This window comes from Halobacillus trueperi, from assembly GCF_003386945.1.
GTDB classification, from domain to species: Bacteria; Bacillota; Bacilli; order Bacillales; family Halobacillaceae; genus Halobacillus; species Halobacillus aidingensis.
On record NZ_QUAE01000001.1, the window covers coordinates 441652 to 464823 of the forward strand.

Sequence of the window (23172 nt, forward strand, 5' to 3'; positions counted from 1 at the left end):
ATGTGATTATTCGTTCATAGGGGAGAGGGGTAAATTTCCTCCATATTCCTCGACTTGTTGAAGATGAAGCAAAAAAGCTGAAAATGAAAGGATGTTGAAAATGGAAACAACATTGAAAGTGGAAGGAATGACTTGCGGACACTGTAAGAGTGCTGTTGAAGGAGCACTGAAAGAAGTCGATGGCGTAAACGATGTGAACGTGGACCTGGATACTGGTAACGTAAAAGTTTCCCACGCAGATAGCGCCAATAAAGTAGAAATGAGAGAAGCTGTCGAAGAACAAGGCTATGACGTCGTATAGCAAATACAACCCCCGGTGTAAAACTGCCCGGGGGTATTTTTAAAAAGAGGTGGGGAAACATGGGAAACGTTAAAAAAGCTGCATTGAGTCTTCTTTTAGTTTCCGTTTTTCTTGGTGCTTGCAGCGAGGAAGTCGAAGAAGAGGCAAGAGAAGCTAAGGACAGCACAGAAGATAAGGCGGAGAATCACGAATACTTACAATCATTTGAAGGAAATCTCGGACATGTCCACGGTCTTGGCCATATGGAAGAGGGGTTCGCTTTTGCCGCCCACACAGGAATCAAAATTTTTCAGGAGGGGCAATGGAAAGAAGCGGTGTATCACCCTCATGATTACATGGGATTCCAGGTGAGGGAGGACGGATTTCTGTCTTCAGGACACCCGATTCCTTCCAGTGCTCTTCAAAATCCGCTGGGTCTACAAAGAGGAAAAGTTTCTGAAGAGAGTTTAGAGGCTCTTGCTTTTGATGGGGAAAGTGATTTTCACGTCATGGGAGCAGGGTTTGCCAATGAATCTGTTTACGTGTTTAATGAGCAGCCTAATTCCCAATTAGATCAAGGATTTTATAGGAGTACAGATCTTGGCGCGACATGGGAGTCTATCCTGGCGGAAGGAATCGAAGGCGGTGTATTCCAAATGGCTGTCCACCCTACAGATGGAGAAACGGTAGCCGTAGCTACAGACTCAGGGGTTTTCTTAAGCGAAAATGGTGGTCAGAGCTTTGAGAGGATTTCTGAGTCTGGACAAGCTGGAGGCCTATATTTTAACGAAGATGAATTGTTTTATGGCTTATACACTGGGGAAGCGACCATGACATCCTATTTAATTGGTGAATCCGGCACATCGGATGTTCCACTTCCCGACTTGAAAGAAGACGCTGTCATGTATTTTGCCGAAGCAGACAATCGAATGGCGATTTACACCTTTAATGGTGCAGCGTATGTCTCTGAAGACGGAGGAGAGAATTGGAAGAAGATTGTAGAAAAAGGGGAAACCGTCTCTTAATGTAGGAACTCCAATGGAAAATCATTGGAGTTCTTTTTTATTCTTGCAGGGGGACCCGTTGAGGCGTAGAAAGGGAATTCTCCATAAAAAAAGACTCGCAGAGTGCATCTGCGAGTCTTCCATCAACCGATGATATAGAAAAAAATCGAGAAGAAATGAAGGATCGAACCGCCGAGAACGAACAAATGCCAGACCATGTGGTGGTATTTGAAGCTCCGCCAGACGTAAAAAATCGATCCGATCGAATACATGACGCCTCCTACAACGAGATAGGTGATGCCTGCTACAGGCACTTCCGCTGTCAATGGACCCCAGGCGAGAACGATCAACCAGCCCATCAGTACATAGAAAACCGTGGACATCACAACAAATCGTTTGACGAAAAACACTTTGAAAACAATTCCGAGAATGGCCATTCCCCAGACGATGCCGAACAACGTCCATCCGAGTGTGCTCCGTAACGGAACGAGCATGATTGGCGTGTACGTTCCGGCAATGAATAGATAGATGGCGGAATGGTCGAAGATCTCAAACAGATCCTTGGCCCGGCCTGGTGGAAAACTGTGGACGAGCGTCGAGGATACATACAGAATGAGCATAGTGGCCCCGTAGATCGTCACACTCGTAATATGCCAGGCATTGCCGCCGATACTTGCGAACACAATGAGCAGGACGAGCATCGCGATGCTTAAAATGGCACCGATCCCATGGGTGATGGCATTGGCGATTTCTTCACGCTTTGTAAAGGTGTGTGTGTGCAAATTTTTCAACTCCAATGTAATGAACTGTCTTCATTATACGCCGGATTCTTGTTTTTATAAAGACTGGATACTTAAATAGGTTTAACGGGAACAGTGATTGGGGTAATAGGAAGTCGGAAGTAAGCGAGAGAGAGAAATGTCGGAAATTGCGTTCGTGCTTAGGGAGAAATTGTGTTAGAATATGTAATGGTCTTAAGAGCGTCTCTTTCTGCTCCTTCAATGTTCAAGAAAAAGAGGAGTGAATAAGAACATGGTTAGTTTAGAAAAAGAAGCATTGAGGATCCCGCTCGTTTCAGAACTTATGATTCCATCAGAGAAAGTAGCCCACGTGCAAATTGGTAACCCGCTCGAGCATGCGCTTTTGGTTTTAGTGAAGTCTGGTTATTCTGCGGTACCTGTACTGGATCCTACGTTTAAATTTCAGGGAGTCATCAGCAAAACGAAAATTTTGGAAGAAACGTTGGGAATTGAACAATTTGAATTAAACCGACTGTCTGAAATGACGGTTAGTGAAGTTATGGATGATGAAGTGCCTTGTCTAGAGCTTCATGACAATATGATTGATGCGATGCACAAGCTTATTGATTATCCTTTTGTCTGCGTGACGAATCCACAAGGGGAATTCGACGGGATTGTAACACGTCGGACAATCCTCAAACAATTCAGCAAGCATTATCATGAAACTTTCAAACATACAATGGTAGAAGCAAGTGAATAAACCGATTATGATAGAATAGATGGCATCTAAGATGTCATCTATTTTTGTATTGAAGGTGAACCTACATATGAAGAAAGACAAACAAAAACGGGGACTTGTGCTTGCATCGATTATGCTCGCCATGTTCCTCGCAGCGATTGAAGCGACGATCGTGTCGACGGCGATGCCGAGTATCGTAGCGGATCTTGGAGGGTTCAGCTTATACAGCTGGGTGTTTTCTGCGTATCTCCTGACGAATGCAGCGACCGTCCTGCTTTTCGGCCGGTTGGCTGATGTTTTCGGTCGTAAACCGATCTTCATGCTCGGAATCAGCCTTTTCCTACTGGGGGCTGTCCTCTGTGCTCTTGCTCCGTCGATGAATGTTCTGATCGGGGCAAGGCTCGTCCAGGGACTGGGAGCTGGAGCCTTGATGCCAATTGCGACAACGATTGTTGGTGATATTTATACAAAAGAAGAGCGCGCGAAAATACAGGGGTATTTATCGAGCGTCTGGGGCATCTCAGCTGTGACGGGACCTGCGCTTGGGGGCTTCTTCGTCGATCTCCTCTCATGGCCGTATGTATTCTGGATGAATATCCCTCTCGGCCTGCTTGCTCTTTTCGGGATTCTCTTTTTCTTTAAAGAAGAGGTTTCCAAAGAAAAAAGGAGTGTGGATGTTGCCGGTTCTATGTGGGTCGTTATCACAGTCAGCACCTTGATGATTATCCTTGTAGAAGGCGGGGTAGGGATCGATTGGATGTCATGGACGATGCTTTCCATGATTGTCGTTGCTCTCATTGGTGCTCTGGCCTTTTTCTTTCATGAGAGGAAAACAGATGATCCGATGATGCCGATGGATTTATGGCACATCCGTTCCATCCGCTATGCCAACCTCACTTCACTTACGACCGGGATGATCCTCATCGGGGTGAGCAGCTATTTACCGGCCTTCGTCCAGGGGGTTATGGAGCAATCAGCGACCGTTGCCGGCTTCACTTTGACGACGATGTCGATCGGCTGGCCGATCGCAGCAACTGTCGCCGGACGCCTGATTTTGAAAATCGGTTTTCGACCGACCGCCATCCTTGGCGGGGTCTCGCTCATCATAGGAGGAATCATCTTTTCCATGCTCAGTCCGGAAAAAGGACCCTTGTTTGCTGCGATGGGATCGTTATTTATCGGGATTGGCATGGGGTTATCGTCGACCTCTTTTATCGTATCGATTCAAAACAGTGTCGTTTGGCAAAAACGGGGCATTGCGACCGCGACCAATATGTTCATGCGGACGATTGGGAGTGCTGTTGGAGCCGCCTTGCTTGGAGGGATCTTGAACAGCCAGGTGGCAAATGCTATTGAAAGTTCGAGTCTTCCAGCGTCTTTCAGTGTCGATTCTGCCAATTCCCTGCTTAGAGAGGAAACGAGAAAGCAGTTGAGTGAGGAAGCTCTCCTTGTTTTACAGGATGGATTGACATCAGGTCTGCACCTTGTGTACATGGGATTACTCGTACTCGCTGTCCTAAGTTTTCTACTAATTCTCAGAATTCCAAAAAAAGAAGATTGAAAAAGTCAGGCCCCCTTTGATAAAGTAAAGGATGAAAGATACATAAAGGAGGAACTACTCATGAAACAAATGGACGCAAATGAAATCATTTCATTCATATCAAATAGTGAAAAATCAACACCGGTCAAAGTTTATTTGAAAGGTGAAAATTTGGAAAACATCGAATTTGGTGAACAGGTGCAGGATTTCATCACAGGCAACTCCGGGGTTATTTTCGGAGAATGGAAAGTCATCCAGCCAATTCTCGAAAAATATGAAAACGAAATCGAGGACTATGTGCTTGAGAACGACCGCCGTAATTCAGCGATTCCTTTGCTTGACTTGAAAAAGGTCAACGCACGCATCGAGCCGGGCGCTGTTATCCGTGACCAAGTTGAAATTGGAGACGGAGCGGTCATCATGCTTGGAGCGATGATCAACATCGGTTCTGTCGTGGGTGAAGGTACGATGATCGATATGAACGTCGTGCTTGGCGGACGTGCCACCGTCGGGAAGAACTGCCACATCGGTGCCGGTGCTGTCCTTGCAGGCGTCATCGAACCACCTTCTGCGAAACCGGTCGTCATTGAAGATGGTGTTGTCATTGGTGCGAATGCCGTTGTTCTTGAAGGCGTAACGGTCGGTGAAGGAGCGGTCGTTGCTGCTGGAGCGATTGTGACAGAAGATGTACCAGCAAACACACTTGTCGCCGGCACACCTGCGAAAGTGATCAAAGAAATCGACGATCAAACGAAGTCCAAGACTGAAATCATGCAGGCACTTCGTAAACTGGATAACTAATTTTCTCGATCAGATGAAATAGAAGGAAGGGCCTTGCTCCTGGAGCAGGGCCCTTCGTATAGGGAGGGATTCTTTTGAAACAAGAATTGTTGACTAAAATCAGGAGAGAGCTGCATCAAATTCCTGAACTTGGCTTCAAAGAGTACAAAACACAGCAGTATTTATTGGATTATATAAACCAACTGCCTCAAGAAGCTTTGACGGTAGAAACGTGGCGTACAGGAATTTTTGTAAAGGTCAAAGGGAACGTCGGTCAAAAAACGATCGGCTACCGTGCCGACATTGATGGACTTCCGCTGACGGAAGAGACAGGGTATGATTTCCAATCGACCCACGATGGACGTATGCACGCCTGTGGCCATGACTTTCATATGACCATCGCGCTTGGAGCTTTAACCCGCCTCGCTCAGAATCCGGCCGATGATGATGTCATTTTCCTATTTCAACCTGCAGAGGAAGGTCCAGGTGGAGCAGAACCGATGCTTCAATCGGAAGCGATGGACAGGCACCGGCCGGATGTGATTTTCGGGTTGCACGTGGCACCAGAACTACCGGTCGGTTCCGTTTCTTCAAAGCCTGGGTTACTGTTTGCCAATACGAGCGAACTGTTCATAGATTTCAAAGGCGTCGGGGGACACGCGGCCTTTCCTCATTTGACTCATGATATGGTCGTCACAGCAAGTGCATTCGTTTCACATTTGCAGCAAATCGTCGCCCGCAGAGTCGATCCATTGGACAGCGCGGTCATTACCATCGGAAAAATCGAAGCGGGAACGGTGCAGAATATTATCGCCCAGGCGGCCCGGTTGGAAGGTACGATCCGCACCTTATCTCCAGAAGCGATGGAAAGGGTGAAAGGGGAGATCGAAAAGGTGGCGCGCGGCTATGAAATCGCGAATGACTGTGATATTCACATCGATTACGGAGCCAATTATCATCAGGTGTTCAACGATGCAGAACAAGTGCAGCGCTTTGAACAGCTCGTGCAAGAGACCGAATATCAGTACAGAGAGGCGAACATGGCGATGACCGGCGAAGATTTCGGTTATATGGTTAAAGAGATTCCAGGGTTCATGTTCTGGCTAGGCGTCGATTCGGAAGCGGGTCTTCACCAATCGACATTGAAACCTAAGGAAGAGGCTCTTGCTGTAGGCGTCCATATCGTTGAAAAAACACTTCGAGAGCTGTAAAGTGCGCATAGGTTGGCCATTCCAGTTAACAATAGAGGATAGATGAGAGAAGGAGGAGGTTTCCTCCTTCTTTTTTATAAGGAGTGGCCTTGATGGAAATAACGATTAAATTGACGGCAGTGGTAATATTGATTCTGCTCACTGCTTTTTTTGTAGCGAGTGAATTTGCCATTGTAAAGGTTAGAAAAACAAGACTGGAAGCAAAAGCAGCGGAAGGTCACAAGAAAGCGGAGAATGCCATCCGTGTCGTCAGTGATCTTGATTATTATCTTAGTGCCTGCCAATTAGGCATCACGATCACCGCCCTTGGACTCGGTTGGTTAGGGGAACCCACGCTTGAAGTTTTGTTGAGGCCCTTGTTTGATCAAATTGATTTACCAGAAGGCCTCACCCACACCCTTTCATTTGTGATCGCCTTTTTTGTCATCACCTTTTTACACGTCGTCCTCGGAGAGCTTGCTCCAAAGACGATGGCGATCCAAAAGGCGGAAAGTATTACTTTGCTTTTATCCAGACCACTCATGTTATACAGTAAATTAATGTATCCACTCATTTGGCTGTTGAATGGATCGGCCAATATCTTCGTGCGCATGCTCGGTTTCCAGACCGCTCGTGAATCAGATGAAGTACACTCGGAAGAAGAACTGAGACACATCCTGACGAAAAGCTATCAAAAAGGGGAAATCAACCGATCCGAGTATACGTATGTCGATCGTATCTTTGAATTTGATAACCGGACGGCGAAAGAGATCATGATCCCTCGCACAGAGATGGCTGTTCTTGATGTAAGACAGTCGGTGACGAATGCGGTAAGGGAAGTGAAGCACAACCGCTACACCCGCTATCCCGTAATCGAAAGCAGCAAAGACGAAATTATCGGTATCATCCATATGAAAGAACTGCTTTATGATGATGCGGAAAATCAAAGTACGCTCAGGCCATTTTTACGGCCGGTCATGAAAGTGTTTGAGAATATTCCCATCCACGACCTGCTTGTGAAGATGCAAAAAGATCATACGCACATGGCTGTCCTCATTGATGAATACGGTGGAACGTCGGGCATTGTGACCGTGGAAGATATTCTTGAGGAAATCGTCGGGGAAATCCGCGATGAATTTGATGCAGAAGAAGAGCGCGATATCAAACGGCTTAAAAATGGCCACTTTTTGATTGAAGGCAAAACTGCGATCCAGGACATCAATGATTATTTTGATATTCAATTGGATCACATTGATATTGATACCATCTCAGGTTGGATCTATACAAAAGATTTTGAAGCAAAAGAAGGAACTGTAGTCGAAGGAGAGGGCTACCGATTTAAAATCGTAGACCTCGTCAAAGGACAAATTAAGAAAGTGGAAATGTGGAAAGAAGAATCAAAATAACCCGACCTCATGAGGTCGGGTTATTTCTGTTATTAGGACTCTTTTTGAATATACACTTGATGTGGGAATGGAATTTCGATATCCGCAGCATCCAAGGCTTCTTTCATCGCTTTTCTCATATCACGTTCAACCGCCCATTGTTCCATGTTTTCCGTTTTACCGAGGATACGAATGACCACATCAGAAGAACCGAGGCTCTGGACACCAAGCACATTCGGTCCCTCGACAAAACGCTCGTCCTCTGAGAATTGATCCGCGACTTTTTGCAGAACGGCCAGTGCCTCATCGATGTTTTCATCATAACCGATGCCGATGTCCACCAGCGCGCGCATATTGCCCCGGGAGTGGTTGGCGACACCGACGATATTCCGGTTCGGAACAAAGTTCAATGTCCCATCAAAGCTGCGTATTTTTGTCGTGCGGATACCGACTTCTTCAACGACCCCGTCATAACCGCCGGCTGTGACGTAGTCCTCCACCTCTATCTGGCGCTCGATCAGTAAGAAGAATCCGGTAACGATATCAGAAACAAGCCCCTGTGCACCGAATCCGATCGCTAAACCGAGAATTCCGGCACCAGCAAGCAATGGTCCGATTTCAATATTCACCGCACTTAATAACATCATGATCAGGATAAATAGTAATACATAAGAAAACAGGTTCACAGCAACCTTCTGTAATGTTTTATTTCTTCCGTCTGTAATGTTGCGCTGCTGACTCATACGATTAATCGCTGCTTCAATTGCTTTCGTACCTAAAGGCTTGATAATCGCAAAGGCGATGAGAATGACAACGATTTTCAGTCCTCCCGTGATCAGCCACTCGACGAGGACATCAAAATTAAAATTTAACCCTTCTTCAAATAAGTTCATCAATAAACTCCTTTCCATCTTCCGGTCTCCTCTATTAGAATAGCGGAATTTGACAGGAGAATTCAATGTTTTACATTTAAAGACACAAAATTTCTTTGGAGGCTGCCCATAACAAAGAATGGTTGGAATGGAGAGAAGCGTGAGGAGATGACGAAAGAAGAAGGTATAGAAGGATATTAACCTCCATAAGAATGGAAGGGCTGTGTTTTCTAGACCTGTTAAATCTCACTGCTGTTTTGCCATAAGCTCCCTACACTTGAAGACTCAGTTCCGGAATCTCCGGTCTGTTTTCGTTTCGGTTCAAAGCATACCTTAGAAATCACTCGTTTTCTGGGGGAGCACTGTGAGCCGAGTCGTACTGTAGTCCTGCGGGTGCTCACTTCTTATAAGGGGTTGATACTGATAAAATCATTAAAGTTAATGATAAAAGTACGAAATTCACCGAAAAAAGCCCGGCACTCACTGATAAAAACTGTATCTTACCGATAAAAGCTTAAAACCTAATGATAAAAATTTTCGCGCCATATCCTTTAGTGAATGTTCATCTACAACTTTTGTATGAGGGAAAATCATCCTCTAGATAGAAAATTTAAAAAATTATTGCAAATGGGTAGATATTTATTTCGTAACCCGATATATTTAATATTACGTTAAAAAATAAGAAGGAGGGAAACCTTTGGATACGTTTAAAAAACTAAAGGCATTTTATTGGCCGTATCGAAAATATTTCTTTTGGTCCCTGTTTTCATTATTCTTCGTGACCATCATTACCGTCGTATATCCAATCGTGTTGAAAGTGACAATCGATGATGTCGTTCTCGCGGAAGAGTACAGTCTCATTCCTTATATATGTATCGCATTTATCGCACTCATGATCCTCAAAGGATTTGCTACATATTATCACCAGTATTTAGGGGACTTCTTCGGGATCCGTTCAGTATATACGATGCGTGATGAGTTGTATAAAAAACTGCAGCGGCTTCCTTTCCGCTATTATGACAATGCTAAGACAGGAGATTTAATGTCGAGACTTACGGCAGATGTGGAAGGATTTCGTTTCTTCCTTTCCGTTGGATTTTCGGAACTTATCCGAATCTTCCTTTTAATTGTAATCAGTTTGAGCGTCATGTTTTATTTCTCCATTCCCCTCGCCCTTGTCACAATGGCTGCAATGCCGTTTCTAGCGCTTGTGGTGTACCGGTTTGATCGCAAAGTCCACCCGGCATTCCGGAAGATCCGTAAGTCGTTCGGGAAGCTGAATACCAGGGTGCAGGAAAATATTAGCGGGATGAATACCGTTAAATCTCTTTCAAGAGAGAATTTTGAGATCGGACGTTTTTCGAACAGAAGTGAAGATTACCGATCCAAATTCATTACAACATCCAACATATGGGCTCGTTACTTCCCATTGATGGAATTTATCGGTAACGTATCCGTTGTCGCTCTGCTTGCCTACGGTGGCTACATGGTTATGAACAACTCGATGCAGTTAGGAGAATTGGTGGCATTTTTCAGTCTAGTCTGGTATATTCTTGGCCCTTTGATGAACTTAGGTTTCGTCATTAACCTTTTCTCTCAGGCAAAAGCTTCTGGTGAACGGTTGCTTGAAATTTTAGAAGCAGAAGAAGAAATAAGTGAGAAGGACTCAGCCATTCATCAAGATCGTTTGCAAGGTCATGTGATATTCAAGGATGTCACTCTTACTTACATTGAAGATGACGATTCTGCATTGAAAAATATAAGCTTTGATGCTCCTCCTGGAAAAACGATCGGACTGATCGGAGCTACAGGATCAGGAAAAACGAGTATCACTCAATTGATCACCCGTTTTTACGAACCTGAAAAAGGGGAAGTTCTCGTCGACGGCCGTCCGGTCCAGGATTATGGATTGAAAAGTCTGCGCAAAAATATCGGCTTTGTTTTACAGGAGTCCTTTCTTTTCTCAACGACCATTAAAGAGAACATCGCTTATGGAAATCCGGACGCGACGCTTGAAGATGTCATTGATGCCGCCAAAAGGGCACAGGCTCATGAGTTTATCATGGAAATGCCGGACGGCTATGACACCCTTTTAGGAGAGCGTGGCATGGGACTTTCCGGAGGACAAAAGCAACGGATTGCCATTGCACGTGCGATTCTCATTGATCCGGCGATTCTCGTGCTGGATGATGCAACGTCTGCTGTTGATATGGAAACAGAGTTCAAGATTCAAAAAGCGTTGCAGGAAGTGATGAGAGGGCGGACCACTTTCATCATCGCACACCGTATTTCCTCATTGAAACACGCCGATGAAATCATCGTTCTTGAAGACGGAGCCGTCAAGGAACGTGGAGCGCATGAGGATCTTCTTACTAATGGAGGACCTTATCAACGAATCTACGATATTCAATACCAGGATAAAGAGAAAATTTTAAAGACATCTAAAATTTCATAAAAGGAGGGAGACCATGGCTCGCAAACCAAAGCATGAACCAGAAACGAGCACCCATTTGAATCGATTTAAATATACGCAGGACCAGGCGATTGAAAAGCCGTTCAACTGGGCTCAAATGTGGCGGCTGCTTAAGTACTTGAAGCCCTATGCCAAAACATTGCTGCCCGTAGCGATCATTGCGATGCTCGTATCCACCATCGTGAGGCTGGTTGTTCCCGTTTTAATTGGTCAAGTAGCGATTGATATTGCGATTGCTGATAGGGACACCAATCTATTGATACAACTCGTGGTTGGAATTGCCATCATGTATTTACTCAGTTACATCGGTAATGGGCTTAGAATAAAATATGTGAACATCCTCGGTCAGAATGTGATCTATGACTTGAGGCAGCACTTGTTTTCCCACGTTCAAAGACTTTCCCATAAGTTTTTCGACTCGAGGTCCGCGGGGTCGATCCTTGTCCGGATCATGAATGACATCAACTCCCTGCAGGAATTGTTTACGAATGGAATCATCAACCTGCTGATGGACGTGGTCATGTTGACGGGAATTGTCGTCATTTTATTAGTCTTCAGTCCAAAACTGGCGCTGGCGATTCTCGTCATCCTGCCGATCATGTTCTATATCTCAACAAAGCTGCGCCGAAACATTCGCCGCTCCTGGCAGAATGTACGTATTCAACAATCCAAGTTGAATTCGCACTTGAATGAGAGTCTCCAGGGCATTCGCATTACTCAATCTTTTTCTCAGGAAAAAGAAAATACAGAGTACTTCAATGGTGTGAATACAGATAACTTCCAATCCTGGAACACAGCTGCAAGGAAAAGTGCCATGTTCCGACCATTTGTTGAAATGAGCAATGCAGTCGGAACAGTCATCCTTGTCGCTTATGGAGCTCATTTAATCTTGCAGTCAAGTATCGAAGTAGGTGACTTTGTCATGTTCGCTTTCTTCCTTGGCATGTTCTGGGAGCCGATCTCCCGTTTAGGACAGATGTATAACCAGCTTCTGATGGCGATGGCTGCCTCAGAAAGGATCTTTGAATTCCTGGATGAGGAACCAAACGTGGAGGAGAAGAAAGATGCCATTGAACTGAAAGACATGAGGGGCCATATCGAATTTGATCATGTTCAATTCGCCTATGATTCTAAACGCATCGCCCTCCATAATATCAATCTTGAAATGAAAGAGGGTGAGACCGTCGCTCTTGTCGGCCATACCGGGTCTGGAAAGTCGACGATTGCGAACTTGATCAGTCGCTTCTATGATCCGACCAAGGGTTCGGTCAAAATCGATGGGGTAGACTTGAAGGATGCCACGATTGATAGTATCCGCCAACAGATCAGTGTCGTCCTGCAGGATACCTTCATTTTCTCAGGGACGATCATGGAAAACATCCGCTTCGGACGTCCCGATGCTTCCGATGAAGAAGTCATCGAAGCGGCAAAAGTCGTCGGAGCCGATGACTTTATTCAACGCTTAAACAATCGGTATGAAACAGAAGTAGAAGAACGCGGAAATATCCTATCCGCCGGTGAACGACAGCTTCTGTCCTTTGCCCGTGCGCTTCTTGCCAATCCAAGAATTCTAATTTTAGATGAAGCAACCGCTAGTATCGATACAGAGACAGAACTGAAAATCCAGCAGGCGCTTCGCAAACTGCTTAAAGGACGAACGGCAATTATGATCGCCCACCGCTTGTCGACCATACGAGAAGCGGACAACATTTTTGTTCTTGAAAACGGGCGCATCCTTGAGCAGGGTTCACATGATGAACTGATGGATCAAGAAGGTGAGTACTACGACCTCGTAAAAGCCCAGTTCCAAATGCTCGACGCCATATAATCGTTTCAAAAAGACACCGGAAACCCGGTGTCTATTTTTTGTTGAACTAAATGGCAGGATTCTTGAAGACTCAGTTTCGAGACTTTTTGTTGAGTGGATGGGGGCTGCGGGGAATGAGTCGCTTTCCGTGGGAGCGCGGCGCTCCCCCACAGGAAAGCGAGTAGCTTCCCAACCACCCCCGACTCCAAATGTGGCAAACGAACCCCGGATTATCTCGGAACTGAGTCTTCCACAATCGGGAGCTATAACAGAAGAAGAGGTGTGCTGGTCATCGGCATTCGTACGTTAATTTAAATGATCAATAGGGAAGAGGAGGTATAGGCATAATGTTCGACAGCAGGGAAAAGATCGGGTAAGATTTTCATAAATTAGACACTTTGTGAAGGATGTCACAAAATCGTCAACAACCATCTGACCATGAACCGTTTTCACACTTTATACTAACGGTAGAAGTGACCGATTTTAGTTAGGGGGAACAAAGATGTTTGGATTTGAAACCGTGGAAGTGAGCCGGGCGCTTACAGCTATGACACTGCTTTTCCATGCGATTTTCGCGACGCTTGGAGTCGGTATTCCTGTGCTCGTATCGATTGCGGAGCTCATCGGAATTAAGAAAAAAGATCCACACTATACATTGCTTGCCCGCCGTTGGACTCGAGGCTATACGATTACTGTAGCTGTCGGAGTGGTGACAGGTACGGCGATTGGCTTGCAGTTATCACTCATTTGGCCAAGTTTCATGCAGCTGGCAGGGAATGTCATTGCTTTGCCATTATTCATGGAAACGTTCGCGTTTTTCTTTGAAGCGATTTTTCTTGGGATTTATTTATATACATGGGACCGGTTTAAGAAACCGATCTATCACTGGCTATTATCTATTCCTGTCGTCATCGGAGGAACACTGTCTGCTTTCTTCATTACGACAGTCAACTCATTTATGAACACACCACAAGGATTCGAAATGGAGGACGGACGCTTTACAGCGGTTGATCCTCTCGCAGCGATGTTTAACCCTGCGACCCCGACAAAGGTGTTTCACGTCATTTCCTCCTCGTATTTAACAGCTGCTGCTGTACTCGCAGGAATTGCAGCCTTTATCATTCTTGTGAAAAAAGGGTCGTTATATCATAAAAAAGCGTTGAAGCTAACGGTTATGATGACGTTTTTATTTGCTATTCTGACAGCTGTTGCTGGAGACTTATCAGCTAAATTCCTCGCAGAGTACCAACCGGAAAAACTAGCGGCAGGGGAGTGGCATTTTGAAACAGAAGAAGGCGCGGACCTTGTTGTATTCGGTACGTTGAATGAAAACAATGAAGTGGAAAATGCGATTCGGATTCCGAACGCGTTGAGTTTCCTTGCGTACGGTGATTTTAATGCTGAGGTGGAAGGGTTGAATGAAACGCCTGAACAGGAACGGCCTCCTTTATGGATTCACTACATGTTCGACCTCATGGTCAGCATCGGCTTCTATACACTTGGTATCTCGCTCCTATTCCTTATTTTCTGGAAGATGAAAAAGTGGAACGAGTACAACCCGCTTCTTTTATGGGGAATTGTAGCTACAGGTCCACTGACAATGCTTGCGATTGAGTTTGGATGGATTTACGCAGAGGTAGGGCGACAACCTTGGATTTTACGTGGATTCATGACAGTTGCAGAAGGTGCGACAACTTCTCCGTATGTGTTCTCGATGTTCATCCTTTTCGCAGCTGTGTACCTTGTCCTTGGAATGGGATGTCTCATCACATTGCGGAAAATTTTCAAAGGAAAACCGGCTGAATTGGAGTTGGAACATCGTTATCCTCAGACAGCCGCTGCAAGTAAGGAGGGTGACGCATGAGTTATGAATTGATAGGAATTTCCGTACTATGGCTCTTCCTTTATGGGTATTTGATCGTCGCTTCCGTCGACTTCGGAGCTGGTTTCTTCGCCTATTACGCACGAATGACGAAGAAGGATCATTTGATTAACCAGCTGATTTCCCGTTATTTATCACCCGTATGGGAAGTGACCAACGTCTTTTTTGTATTCTTTTTCGTTGGACTTGTCGGGTTTTTCCCGGATATGGCTTACTACTTCGGACAAACCTTACTCATTCCGGGAAGTATAGCGATTGTCCTGATCGCCATCCGCGGATCCTTCTATGCGTTTGAAAACTATGGATCGAAGGACAACTCTCTTTATATGTTTTTATATGGAGCAACAGGACTGCTTATTCCGGCGTCTCTTTCCACAGCTCTTACCATTTCCGAAGGTGGATACATCGAAGAGACCTCAGAGGGCGTTCAACTGCTGTTTGGTAAACTATTGAGCAGTCCCTATTCCTGGAGTGTCGTTTTCCTTGCCATCGTTAGTGTTCTTTATATCAGCGCCATGTTTTTGACGTATTATGCCAACAGGGCAGGGGATAAGCCCGCGCTAGAAATCCTTAGAAAATACGCATTGTTTTGGAGCTCGCCGACAATCATTGCCAGTCTTACGACATTCATCGCACTCAGTCAGCAAAACATGGATCACTTCCAAAGAGCCATTGAATTATGGTGGGTCTTCGGAATATCCGTAGCCTTTTTCATGATCGCTGTCTTTCTCGTATATCAAGGGAAGTATTATGGCTGGGCGTTCATCGCCGTCATGATTCAATTTTTCATAGCCTTCTTTGGTTACGGAGCCTCTCACTTGCCGTACTTGCTCTACCCTTACGTGACGATTACGAGTGGTGTGACTAACGAATCTATGGCGATCGCTTTGGTCATCGTGTTTATCGCAGGACTGTTATTATTGATTCCATCTCTCATTCTATTAATGAGACTCTTTCTTTTCGACGCGGATTATGTAAAAGGAAAAAAATAATTCAACTAAGCAAAAAGCATGGAGCCCACTGGCTCTATGCTTTTTCTCGTTATTAAAGAAAATGGCAGGATTGCGGAAGACTCGATTTCGAGACTTTTCGGGGTTCGTTTGCCGTGTTGAGCGTTAGGGGTGGCTGGGAAGCTACTCGCTTTCCTGTGGGGGAGTGGCAAGCTTCCTCGTACTTCGTCCTGCGGGATCTCGCCTATCTCCTTTCTCCCACGGGAGTCTCGCAGCTTCCCAACCACCCCATTCGATGCATATGTGAAACGAAACCCTTTCCCGAGGATGAATGTCTTTCACAATTCCTGATTTATAGTAATTAAGCGCTCTATAGCAAGCTTTTTATCCAGAATAGCGGTTATGGAAATTCATATAGCTCTACTTTCCTTGTCAGTAAAAACATCCTATACCGGAAGTGGTTTCGAAACACTTATTTGATAAAGGGGCGGAGGGGAATAGGGAGACTCCTGCGGGGAAAAAGTGCTTGGTGAGACCCCACAGGACGCAATCCGAGGAGGCTCACCGCGCTCCCGCGGAAAGCGAGCTATTCCCCGCAGCCCCCATCCACTCAACAAAAGTCTCGAAACTGAGTCTTCAACTAAAGGGAGCTTTAGTGGAAGTTCTTTTATTATTATGGAAGTTCCGTATGTTGAGTGGGGTTTAATGTGATAGAATAAGCATAGATTTTGTGAGACAGCTGGAGGTTGACGTATGAAAAAAGAATTTGCCGTCATTGGTCTCGGCCGGTTCGGGGGCAGCATTTGCCGCGAGTTGAGCCGGGAAGGGATGGAAGTTCTCGCCCTTGACCTTGATGAAGATAAAGTAAACGAATACCGGGACATCGCTTCACATGCCGTTATTGCCGATTCAACAGATGAGAACGTATTGAAAGAGCTTGGATTCCGTAACATCGACCATGTTATTGTAGCGATCGGAGACAATATCCAGGCCAGTATGCTGACGACATTGATTTTAAAAGAAATGGGCATTAAAATGATTACGGTCAAAGCCCAAAATGATTACCACGAAAAAATCTTAAATAAGATTGGTGCCGATCAAGTCGTTCACCCGGAACGTGACATGGGGAAACGAATCGCACATAACATCATATCCAATAACATTCTCGATTATATCGAGCTTTCTGATGACCATAGTGTTGTCGAAGTGAAAGCCGGAAGCAAAATGGGCGGCCAAACGCTCGTGGATCTTGATATCCGTGCCGAATATGGATGTAACGTTGTCGCCATCAAACGAGACAAAGACGTCATCGTTTCGCCAATGGCAACGGAAGAAATCAAAGAGAGCGATGTCCTTATCGTCATAGGTGCGGATAAAGATATCAGTCGATTTGAAAAAAACCTCGTATTAGAAGATTAATTTATTATAAAATACCCACCGGTCCAAAAGGATCAGTGGGGTATTTTATAATTGATTCATTTAAAGATCATAGACGATTATACTAAATGATTGTTATTCAACTCACGCAAACTTTAGTTGAATGGCATCTCCATTTTTCTACTTTTTGTAGTCATCCCCATTGACCTGTAAAAGTCAATGGCCGATGTATTTTCTTCGGATACTCCCAATTCAATACTATCAACTCCGAGGCTTCTCCCAAAATCGAAAACGTATGTAGTTAGTTTTTTTCCAACCCCTATTTTTCTATGCGTTTCAGAAACGCATAAACTGTTAATAAACAATACTTTCCTCGCTTTGACAAAAGAATTTTGAATTATTTCTTCTTCCATAGTTACTATAACGCCGACTATATCAATACCTATGGCAGCTACAAAAATATGCTGTTTGCCATCCATCAACTGGCTTTTAAAGAACTCTTGCGCAACTGGTGTTGAATTCTCGATGTACAAATCTGGTCTTGCAAAAACGTGAAATTCATGAATCTGCTTAAATAGTGGCAACAATGACTCATAATCGTCCTGCTCCGCCTTCCGAATCGATATCTCCATATTTTTCACCCTCAATCATTGATGGTATTTACCATTTCTCACCCTTGCCTTTAACTTATTTGCTCCGTAAGTTGAACATGGAACAACGAAGAATCCGTGAATGTCGATAACCTGAGTGTATCACACATTTTAATCCTTGATTCGAACAAATATGGAGGGTACGCTTTAGCTGAATCTTATTATTGAATGATATGGTCCCCGGTTATCATTCACTTCATTGTTTAAGAAATGCTGGAAAAGGAAATAAGAAAGGTTATAGAAGATAATTTATGGAGCTTGAAAGGATGATTTGGATGTTCAATAAACGAACAGGTGAAGTCATGACACAACAACTAATTAATTGGGGTGTCGATCACATATATGGAATGCCGGGAGATTCTATCAACGAATTGATTGATGATTTGAGGAAAAGGCAGGATGAAATCGAATTCATCCAAGTACGTCATGAGGAGACGGGAGCACTTTCAGCGGCCGCTTATGCGAAATTGACAGGGAAACTCGGTGTCACGGCAGCAATTGCAGGGCCAGGAGCTGTCCACTTACTTAACGGCCTTTATGATGCAAAAGCGGACAGCGCGCCTGTGCTGGCAATCGTCGGACAAGTGCATAGTGAAGAAGTGGGGACGGGAGCGTTCCAGGAAATTAACTTGGAGAGAATGTTCGATGATGTTGCTGTCTTCAATCGTCGGGCAGAGACAGAAGCACAGCTCCCGGACTTACTCGACCAGGCAATCAAAGAGGCATACGCCCATAAAGGCGTTTCTGTACTGATCGTTCCGGATGATTTATTTGCAGCCAAACAGACAGATGAGGTTCGCCTCACATCTGGAGACTATTACAGACCAGAAATCTTCCCTTCGCAGAATCAATTGAACGAAGCGAGACAGATGATTGAAAAAGCAGAGAAACCGATTATTCTGGCGGGACAGGGAACGAGAAATGCTCCGAACGAATTGATTGATTTTGCCGAGTCGATCAAAGCTCCGATCATCTTGAGTCTGCTTGCTAAAGGAGTGATACCGGATAATCATCCGTATTGCCTTGGGCAGCATGGTCAAATCGGAACGAAACCAGCTTATCATGCCATGAAAGAAACGGACCTGTTGATTCTAGTAGGGACACAATTTCCATACCGCGATTTCCTTCCTGATGAGGTCACAGCCATACAAATTGACAATAAACCTGAAAACCTTGGGAAGTACTATCCCATTGAAGTTGGTCTAGCTGGCGACAGTAAAGAGACGCTCGCCGCCTTGAAGAAGCTTACAGCATCTGTAGAGAAGAGAGAGTACCTCGAGTATTACCAGGAAAAAATGAACGATTGGAGAATCGCGCTACAAGAAGAGAAACGATCCACTGAGAACCCATTACATGCACCTCAAGTGATGTATGAACTTGAAAAGCATATGGAACCAGGAGCCATTATTTCTGGTGATGTAGGGAACGTGACCGTATGGCTTTCGCGCTTCTTACACCTCGTGAATCAGAAGTTCGTGTTGTCTGGATGGCTTGCCACAATGGGAAGTGGACTGCCTGGCGCGATTGCAGCGAAAAAAGCCTATCCGGATAAGCAAGTGATTGGAGTATCTGGTGATGGAGGATTCTCCATGGTTATGCATGATTTTGTAACGGCCGTAAAATATGATCTTCCAATCAAAATGATCGTACTGAATAACAGTAAAATCGGAATGATTAAATACGAGCAGGAACAAATGGGACATCTAAATTACGCTACGAACTTAGGAGAAGTGGACTTCGCGAAGTTTGCGGAAGCTTGTGGGGGAGAAGGATATCGAATTGAATCCTACGAAGATCTCTCTTCAAAAATGAAACAGGCCTTCGTTTCCGAAAAACCGGTGCTGATTGATGTCGTTATCGAAGACCAGGCGCCACTCCCTGGAAAAATTGATTACCAGTCAGCAGTGAACTTTTCCAAGTATATCGTCAAAGAGTTCTTTGAATCCGGAAACCTCGACTTACCGGATATGAAAAAAGCATTGAAACGCCTGACATAAAAGAAAATCCCCGCTGGAATTCCAGCGGGGATTTCTTTATGATCACACTTCCATAATGATTGGAAGAATCATCGGACGACGCTTCGTCTTTTCAAACAAGAACGGAGCAATGGTATCTGTGATTTCATTTTTGATCTCAGACCACTGAGTCGTACGACGCTCCATTACTTTTTCAACATGGGAGCTGACGAGATTCTGTGCTTCTTTGATCAAGTCTTCTGATTCTCTCATGTAGACGAATCCACGGGAGATGATATCAGGACCTGATGCGATCTTGAATTCTTTCATGTTGATGCTTACGACGACGATGACAAGACCTTCTTCGGAAAGAATACGTCGGTCACGAAGGACGATGTTACCGATGTCACCAATTCCGCTTCCATCGACATAGACAGACCCGGACGGGATTTTACCTGCGACAGTAGCTTCCTCTTTACCAAGAGCAAGAACGTCACCATTATCCATGACGAAGCAGTTCTCAGGCTCGACGCCACAATCATGGCTGAGCTTCGTGTGCTCTTTAAGCATACGGTACTCCCCGTGAATCGGCATAAAGAATTTCGGTTGGATCAAACGAAGCATGAGCTTCATTTCTTCCTGACTACCGTGACCGGATGTGTGGATGTCATTCAATGGGCCGTGGATGACATCGGCACCGGCGCGGTAAAGTTTATTGATTGTACGGCTGACACTGATCGTGTTTCCAGGGATTGGGGAAGAAGAGAACACGACGGTGTCGCCTGGTTGAATTTGAATTTGACGGTGAGTACCGTTGGCGATACGTGACAGGGCAGCCATTGGTTCACCTTGTGAGCCTGTACAAAGGATCACGACTTCATTTGCTGGAAGTCGGTTGATTTGCTGGGCATCAATGAATGTATCCTTAGGGGCACGGATATATCCAAGTTCCTGGCCGATTCGGATGGAAGATTCCATACTGCGTCCGAAAACAGCCACTTTACGACCTTTCTTCACGGCAGATTCCACCACTTGTTGAAGACGGTGGATGTTTGAAGCGAAGGTAGCAAAGATTAATCGACCATCATCCATACGCGAAAAGATGTCATCGATACTTTGTCCAACGATTCGTTCGGACTTTGTAAAGCCAGGAACTTCTGCATTGGTACTATCAGATAATAGGGCAAGCACGCCTTCTTTACCGATTTCAGCCATCTTAGCAAGATCCGCTGGTTCACCTACAGGGGTAAAGTCGAATTTGAAGTCTCCTGTGTGTACGACGTTTCCTGGTGGAGTTTTTACCACAACTCCGTAGGAATCAGGGATACTGTGCGTCGTACGGAAGAAGGAGACGGATGTTTTACGGAATTTAATCACATCGTCTTCCTGAATCGGATTCAGCTTTGCATTCCGCAACAGACTGTGTTCGTCCAGCTTATTACGGATGAGGCCGAGCGCCAGTTTACCCGCATAAATTGGAATGTTGATTTCACGCAGCAGGTAAGGAATTCCACCAATGTGGTCTTCGTGACCGTGCGTAATGAACAGCCCTTTGATTTTGTCTTGATTTTGAACGAGGTAGGTATAATCCGGAATAACATAGTCGATACCGAGCAGCTCGTCTTCCGGGAATTTGATACCAGCGTCAATGAGGATGATTTCGTCTTGGAATTGTACACCGTACGTGTTTTTACCGATCTCACCGAGTCCGCCCAGGGCGAATACGGCTGTCTGGTCATTTTTCACGAATTTCATCAGTTAAAAATTCTCCACTTTGAAATCTTCGGATTGCTTTTCATATTCAAGGTGATCCTCATCAAGCACCTGAATATATTCGATATTGAATCCTTCATTTTTTAATTTTTCACGAACTTGTCTTTCTGTTTCCGCTTCCACATACATGCTTTCTGTATGCTCACGGACAGGAACTTCGCTCGCAAGTTCCTGATATAATACTTTAAATATCATTTCTCTATCGCTCCTAACTAGATATAATTTCCACATTCTTGTCCTGCCATCATCATAGCACGTTTGTTCCGTATATGGGAATGATAATGGTATGTGCAGGTGCTCGGTACACCCTTAAACAATGGTTTACGCGTATGTTTTTCGTTTCATGAAATCTTTCCAACGTTTTCTAAGCTTCCTTCGTAGACGCTTCATCATCGGCATCTATCCCCTTTCATCCAAATGAAGAAAACAAAAAACGTTAAACCGCCCAATCCCTGTTATCTCTAGTATAATACGGTTTGTGGAAGAATGAAACATTTACATATTAGATTTTGTATATATCGTGTGTTTTTCTTCTCAAACCTATCCACTCATGCTACAGTATAGCCAAAGAGTGGGGTATGCTATGATACATAAGAGAAATTGTACGCAGGCCGACGAGGAGGACAAGGAAATGACGAAAAAAATTGCTTTTTTTGATATTGATGGAACACTACTGGATCACGATAAAAAACTGCCGGAAAAAACTAAGGCAGCGATTCAGGCGCTTAAAGGTGAAGGGGTCTACTGCGCCATTGCAACCGGACGTGCTCCTTTCATGTATAAGAAGTTGAGAGAAGAACTTGGAATCGATTCCTTTGTCAGCTTCAACGGACAGTATGTTGTTTTTGAGGGAAAAGAAATTTACACAAACCCATTATCTGAACCGGAACTTGCGCGTCTTCACAAGCACGCAGAGCAGAACGACCATCCGATGGTCTTTATGAATCATGAAGAAATGAAAGCTTCTGTACCGGATCACGATCATATAGAGGAGAGTCTTGGGACGCTGTATATCGACCATCCAAGTGCTGATGCGTCCTTTTTCAAAGGAAGAAATATCTATCAGTCCCTTCTATTCTGTGAAGGGGACGAAATCGAAGAGTACAGAGAAGCCTATGATTCCTTCGATTACATTCGTTGGCATCCCGTTTCCTGTGATGTACTTCCTAAAGGAGGGTCAAAAGCAGAAGGAATTAAAAAGCTGATCGAAGCAGCCGGCCTCAAGATGGAAGATACGTACGCTTTTGGCGACGGCTTAAATGATATAGAAATGATCCGTGAGGTAGGAACAGGAGTCGCAATGGGAAATGCCGTTCCTGAAACCAAAGCTGTCAGCGATTTCGTCACGAAAGATGTTGGAGAAGATGGACTCTCCCATGCAATTTATGAACTAGGATTGTTGAAGTAACCTTTCTTCAACTAACTGAAAGGATTGGTTGAAGAATCGGTTTCGAGACTTTAATTGAGTGGGTGGGGCTACAGGGAATAGCTCGCTTTCCGCGGGAGCGCGGTGAGCCTCCTCGGACTGCGTCCTGCGGGGTCTCACCCTGCACTTTTTTCCCGCAGGAGTCTCGCCATTCCCCTCCGCCCCTTTACCATGGGAGATTCTCGAAACCACTTCTAATAGATCAGCTTTTATTATTAACGGTAGTGGATCATATAAACCGCTCCACAGAACGTAAAAGCTTATGCAGAGCGCTTTATACTTCTAATAGTGGGATAGTGGAAGACCATCCAACTTGGAAAAGTGGTTCGTTTCCCAGCCATCCCTGACT

At 44.9% G+C, this 23172-nt stretch carries 19 protein-coding genes; 14 read left to right on the top strand and 5 right to left on the bottom strand.

The window, feature by feature from the left end; genetic code table 11:
• Positions 1-100: 100 nt before the first annotated feature.
• Together DYE48_RS02315 and DYE48_RS02320 are read left to right on the top strand one after the other, a co-directional pair.
• Positions 101-301, top strand: a complete 201-nt coding sequence (locus DYE48_RS02315) for a cation transporter (RefSeq protein ID WP_089652734.1) — start codon at positions 101-103, stop codon at positions 299-301.
• A 59-nt stretch (positions 302-360) separates the two neighbouring features.
• Positions 361-1305 carry a F510_1955 family glycosylhydrolase gene (locus DYE48_RS02320; RefSeq protein ID WP_115822220.1) on the top strand — a complete coding sequence of 315 codons (945 nt, stop codon included), beginning with the start codon at positions 361-363 and terminating at the stop codon, positions 1303-1305.
• 122 nt (positions 1306-1427) lie between these two features.
• Here DYE48_RS02320 and trhA read toward each other — a convergent pair whose 3' ends face one another.
• Positions 1428-2066, bottom strand: a complete 639-nt coding sequence (gene trhA / locus DYE48_RS02325; protein ID WP_115822221.1) for a PAQR family membrane homeostasis protein TrhA — start codon at positions 2064-2066, stop codon at positions 1428-1430.
• 250 nt (positions 2067-2316) lie between these two features.
• Between trhA and cbpB the strand changes: the two genes are divergently transcribed.
• The 5 genes from cbpB (at position 2317) to DYE48_RS02350 (ending at position 7679) form a co-directional block, all read left to right on the top strand.
• On the top strand, positions 2317-2784 hold the full coding sequence (cbpB, locus tag DYE48_RS02330) for a cyclic-di-AMP-binding protein CbpB (protein ID WP_115822222.1): 468 nt from the start codon (positions 2317-2319) through the stop codon (positions 2782-2784).
• 67 nt (positions 2785-2851) lie between these two features.
• Positions 2852-4324, top strand: a complete 1473-nt coding sequence (locus tag DYE48_RS02335; RefSeq protein ID WP_115822223.1) for an MDR family MFS transporter — start codon at positions 2852-2854, stop codon at positions 4322-4324.
• Between the two features lie 60 nt (positions 4325-4384).
• Positions 4385-5104 (top strand): 2,3,4,5-tetrahydropyridine-2,6-dicarboxylate N-acetyltransferase, encoded by a 720-nt coding sequence (dapD, locus tag DYE48_RS02340; RefSeq protein ID WP_089652739.1) that lies wholly within the window; start codon positions 4385-4387, stop codon positions 5102-5104.
• Between the two features lie 74 nt (positions 5105-5178).
• Positions 5179-6294 (top strand): N-acetyldiaminopimelate deacetylase, encoded by a 1116-nt coding sequence (locus tag DYE48_RS02345; protein WP_115822224.1) that lies wholly within the window; start codon positions 5179-5181, stop codon positions 6292-6294.
• Positions 6295-6386: 92 nt separating this feature from the next.
• Positions 6387-7679: a hemolysin family protein gene (locus DYE48_RS02350; protein ID WP_115822225.1), complete on the top strand. Its 1293-nt coding sequence runs from the start codon at positions 6387-6389 to the stop codon at positions 7677-7679.
• A 32-nt stretch (positions 7680-7711) separates the two neighbouring features.
• Here the strand turns inward: DYE48_RS02350 and DYE48_RS02355 are convergent, their stop codons facing one another.
• Positions 7712-8569, bottom strand: coding sequence for a mechanosensitive ion channel family protein (locus tag DYE48_RS02355; RefSeq protein WP_425269278.1), 858 nt, complete (start codon positions 8567-8569; stop codon positions 7712-7714).
• Between the two features lie 658 nt (positions 8570-9227).
• Between DYE48_RS02355 and DYE48_RS02360 the strand changes: the two genes are divergently transcribed.
• From DYE48_RS02360 to DYE48_RS02385, 5 genes are all read left to right on the top strand, one after another.
• Positions 9228-10985, top strand: coding sequence for an ABC transporter ATP-binding protein (locus DYE48_RS02360; RefSeq protein WP_115822226.1), 1758 nt, complete (start codon positions 9228-9230; stop codon positions 10983-10985).
• Positions 10986-10998: 13 nt separating this feature from the next.
• The gene (locus DYE48_RS02365) at positions 10999-12831 is read left to right on the top strand and encodes an ABC transporter ATP-binding protein (RefSeq protein WP_115822227.1); all 1833 of its coding nucleotides are present in this window, start codon (positions 10999-11001) and stop codon (positions 12829-12831) included.
• Between the two features lie 481 nt (positions 12832-13312).
• Complete coding sequence (locus DYE48_RS02370; protein ID WP_115822228.1) at positions 13313-14674, top strand: cytochrome ubiquinol oxidase subunit I; 1362 nt, start codon at positions 13313-13315, stop codon at positions 14672-14674.
• Positions 14671-15684 (top strand): cytochrome d ubiquinol oxidase subunit II, encoded by a 1014-nt coding sequence (locus DYE48_RS02375; RefSeq protein ID WP_115822229.1) that lies wholly within the window; start codon positions 14671-14673, stop codon positions 15682-15684. Before DYE48_RS02370 ends, DYE48_RS02375 begins: the two co-directional genes overlap by 4 nt.
• 711 nt (positions 15685-16395) lie before the next feature.
• Entirely contained in the window at positions 16396-17061 is a 666-nt protein-coding gene (locus DYE48_RS02385) for a potassium channel family protein (protein ID WP_089652745.1), read from the top strand.
• A 113-nt stretch (positions 17062-17174) separates the two neighbouring features.
• Here the strand turns inward: DYE48_RS02385 and DYE48_RS02390 are convergent, their stop codons facing one another.
• Entirely contained in the window at positions 17175-17651 is a 477-nt protein-coding gene (locus DYE48_RS02390; protein ID WP_115822231.1) for a GNAT family N-acetyltransferase, read from the bottom strand.
• Positions 17652-17944: 293 nt separating this feature from the next.
• Between DYE48_RS02390 and DYE48_RS02395 the strand changes: the two genes are divergently transcribed.
• Entirely contained in the window at positions 17945-19666 is a 1722-nt protein-coding gene (locus DYE48_RS02395; RefSeq protein WP_115822276.1) for a pyruvate oxidase, read from the top strand.
• Positions 19667-19708: 42 nt separating this feature from the next.
• Here the strand turns inward: DYE48_RS02395 and rnjA are convergent, their stop codons facing one another.
• Together rnjA and DYE48_RS02405 are read right to left on the bottom strand one after the other, a co-directional pair.
• On the bottom strand, positions 19709-21379 hold the full coding sequence (rnjA, locus tag DYE48_RS02400; protein WP_115822232.1) for a ribonuclease J1: 1671 nt from the start codon (positions 21377-21379) through the stop codon (positions 19709-19711).
• A gap of 3 nt (positions 21380-21382) precedes the next feature.
• Positions 21383-21592 carry a DNA-dependent RNA polymerase subunit epsilon gene (locus DYE48_RS02405; protein WP_089652747.1) on the bottom strand — a complete coding sequence of 70 codons (210 nt, stop codon included), beginning with the start codon at positions 21590-21592 and terminating at the stop codon, positions 21383-21385.
• Positions 21593-22028: 436 nt separating this feature from the next.
• Here DYE48_RS02405 and DYE48_RS02410 point away from each other — a divergent pair, with 436 nt between their 5' ends.
• Positions 22029-22805 carry a Cof-type HAD-IIB family hydrolase gene (locus DYE48_RS02410; protein WP_115822233.1) on the top strand — a complete coding sequence of 259 codons (777 nt, stop codon included), beginning with the start codon at positions 22029-22031 and terminating at the stop codon, positions 22803-22805.
• Positions 22806-23172: the final 367 nt, after the last annotated feature.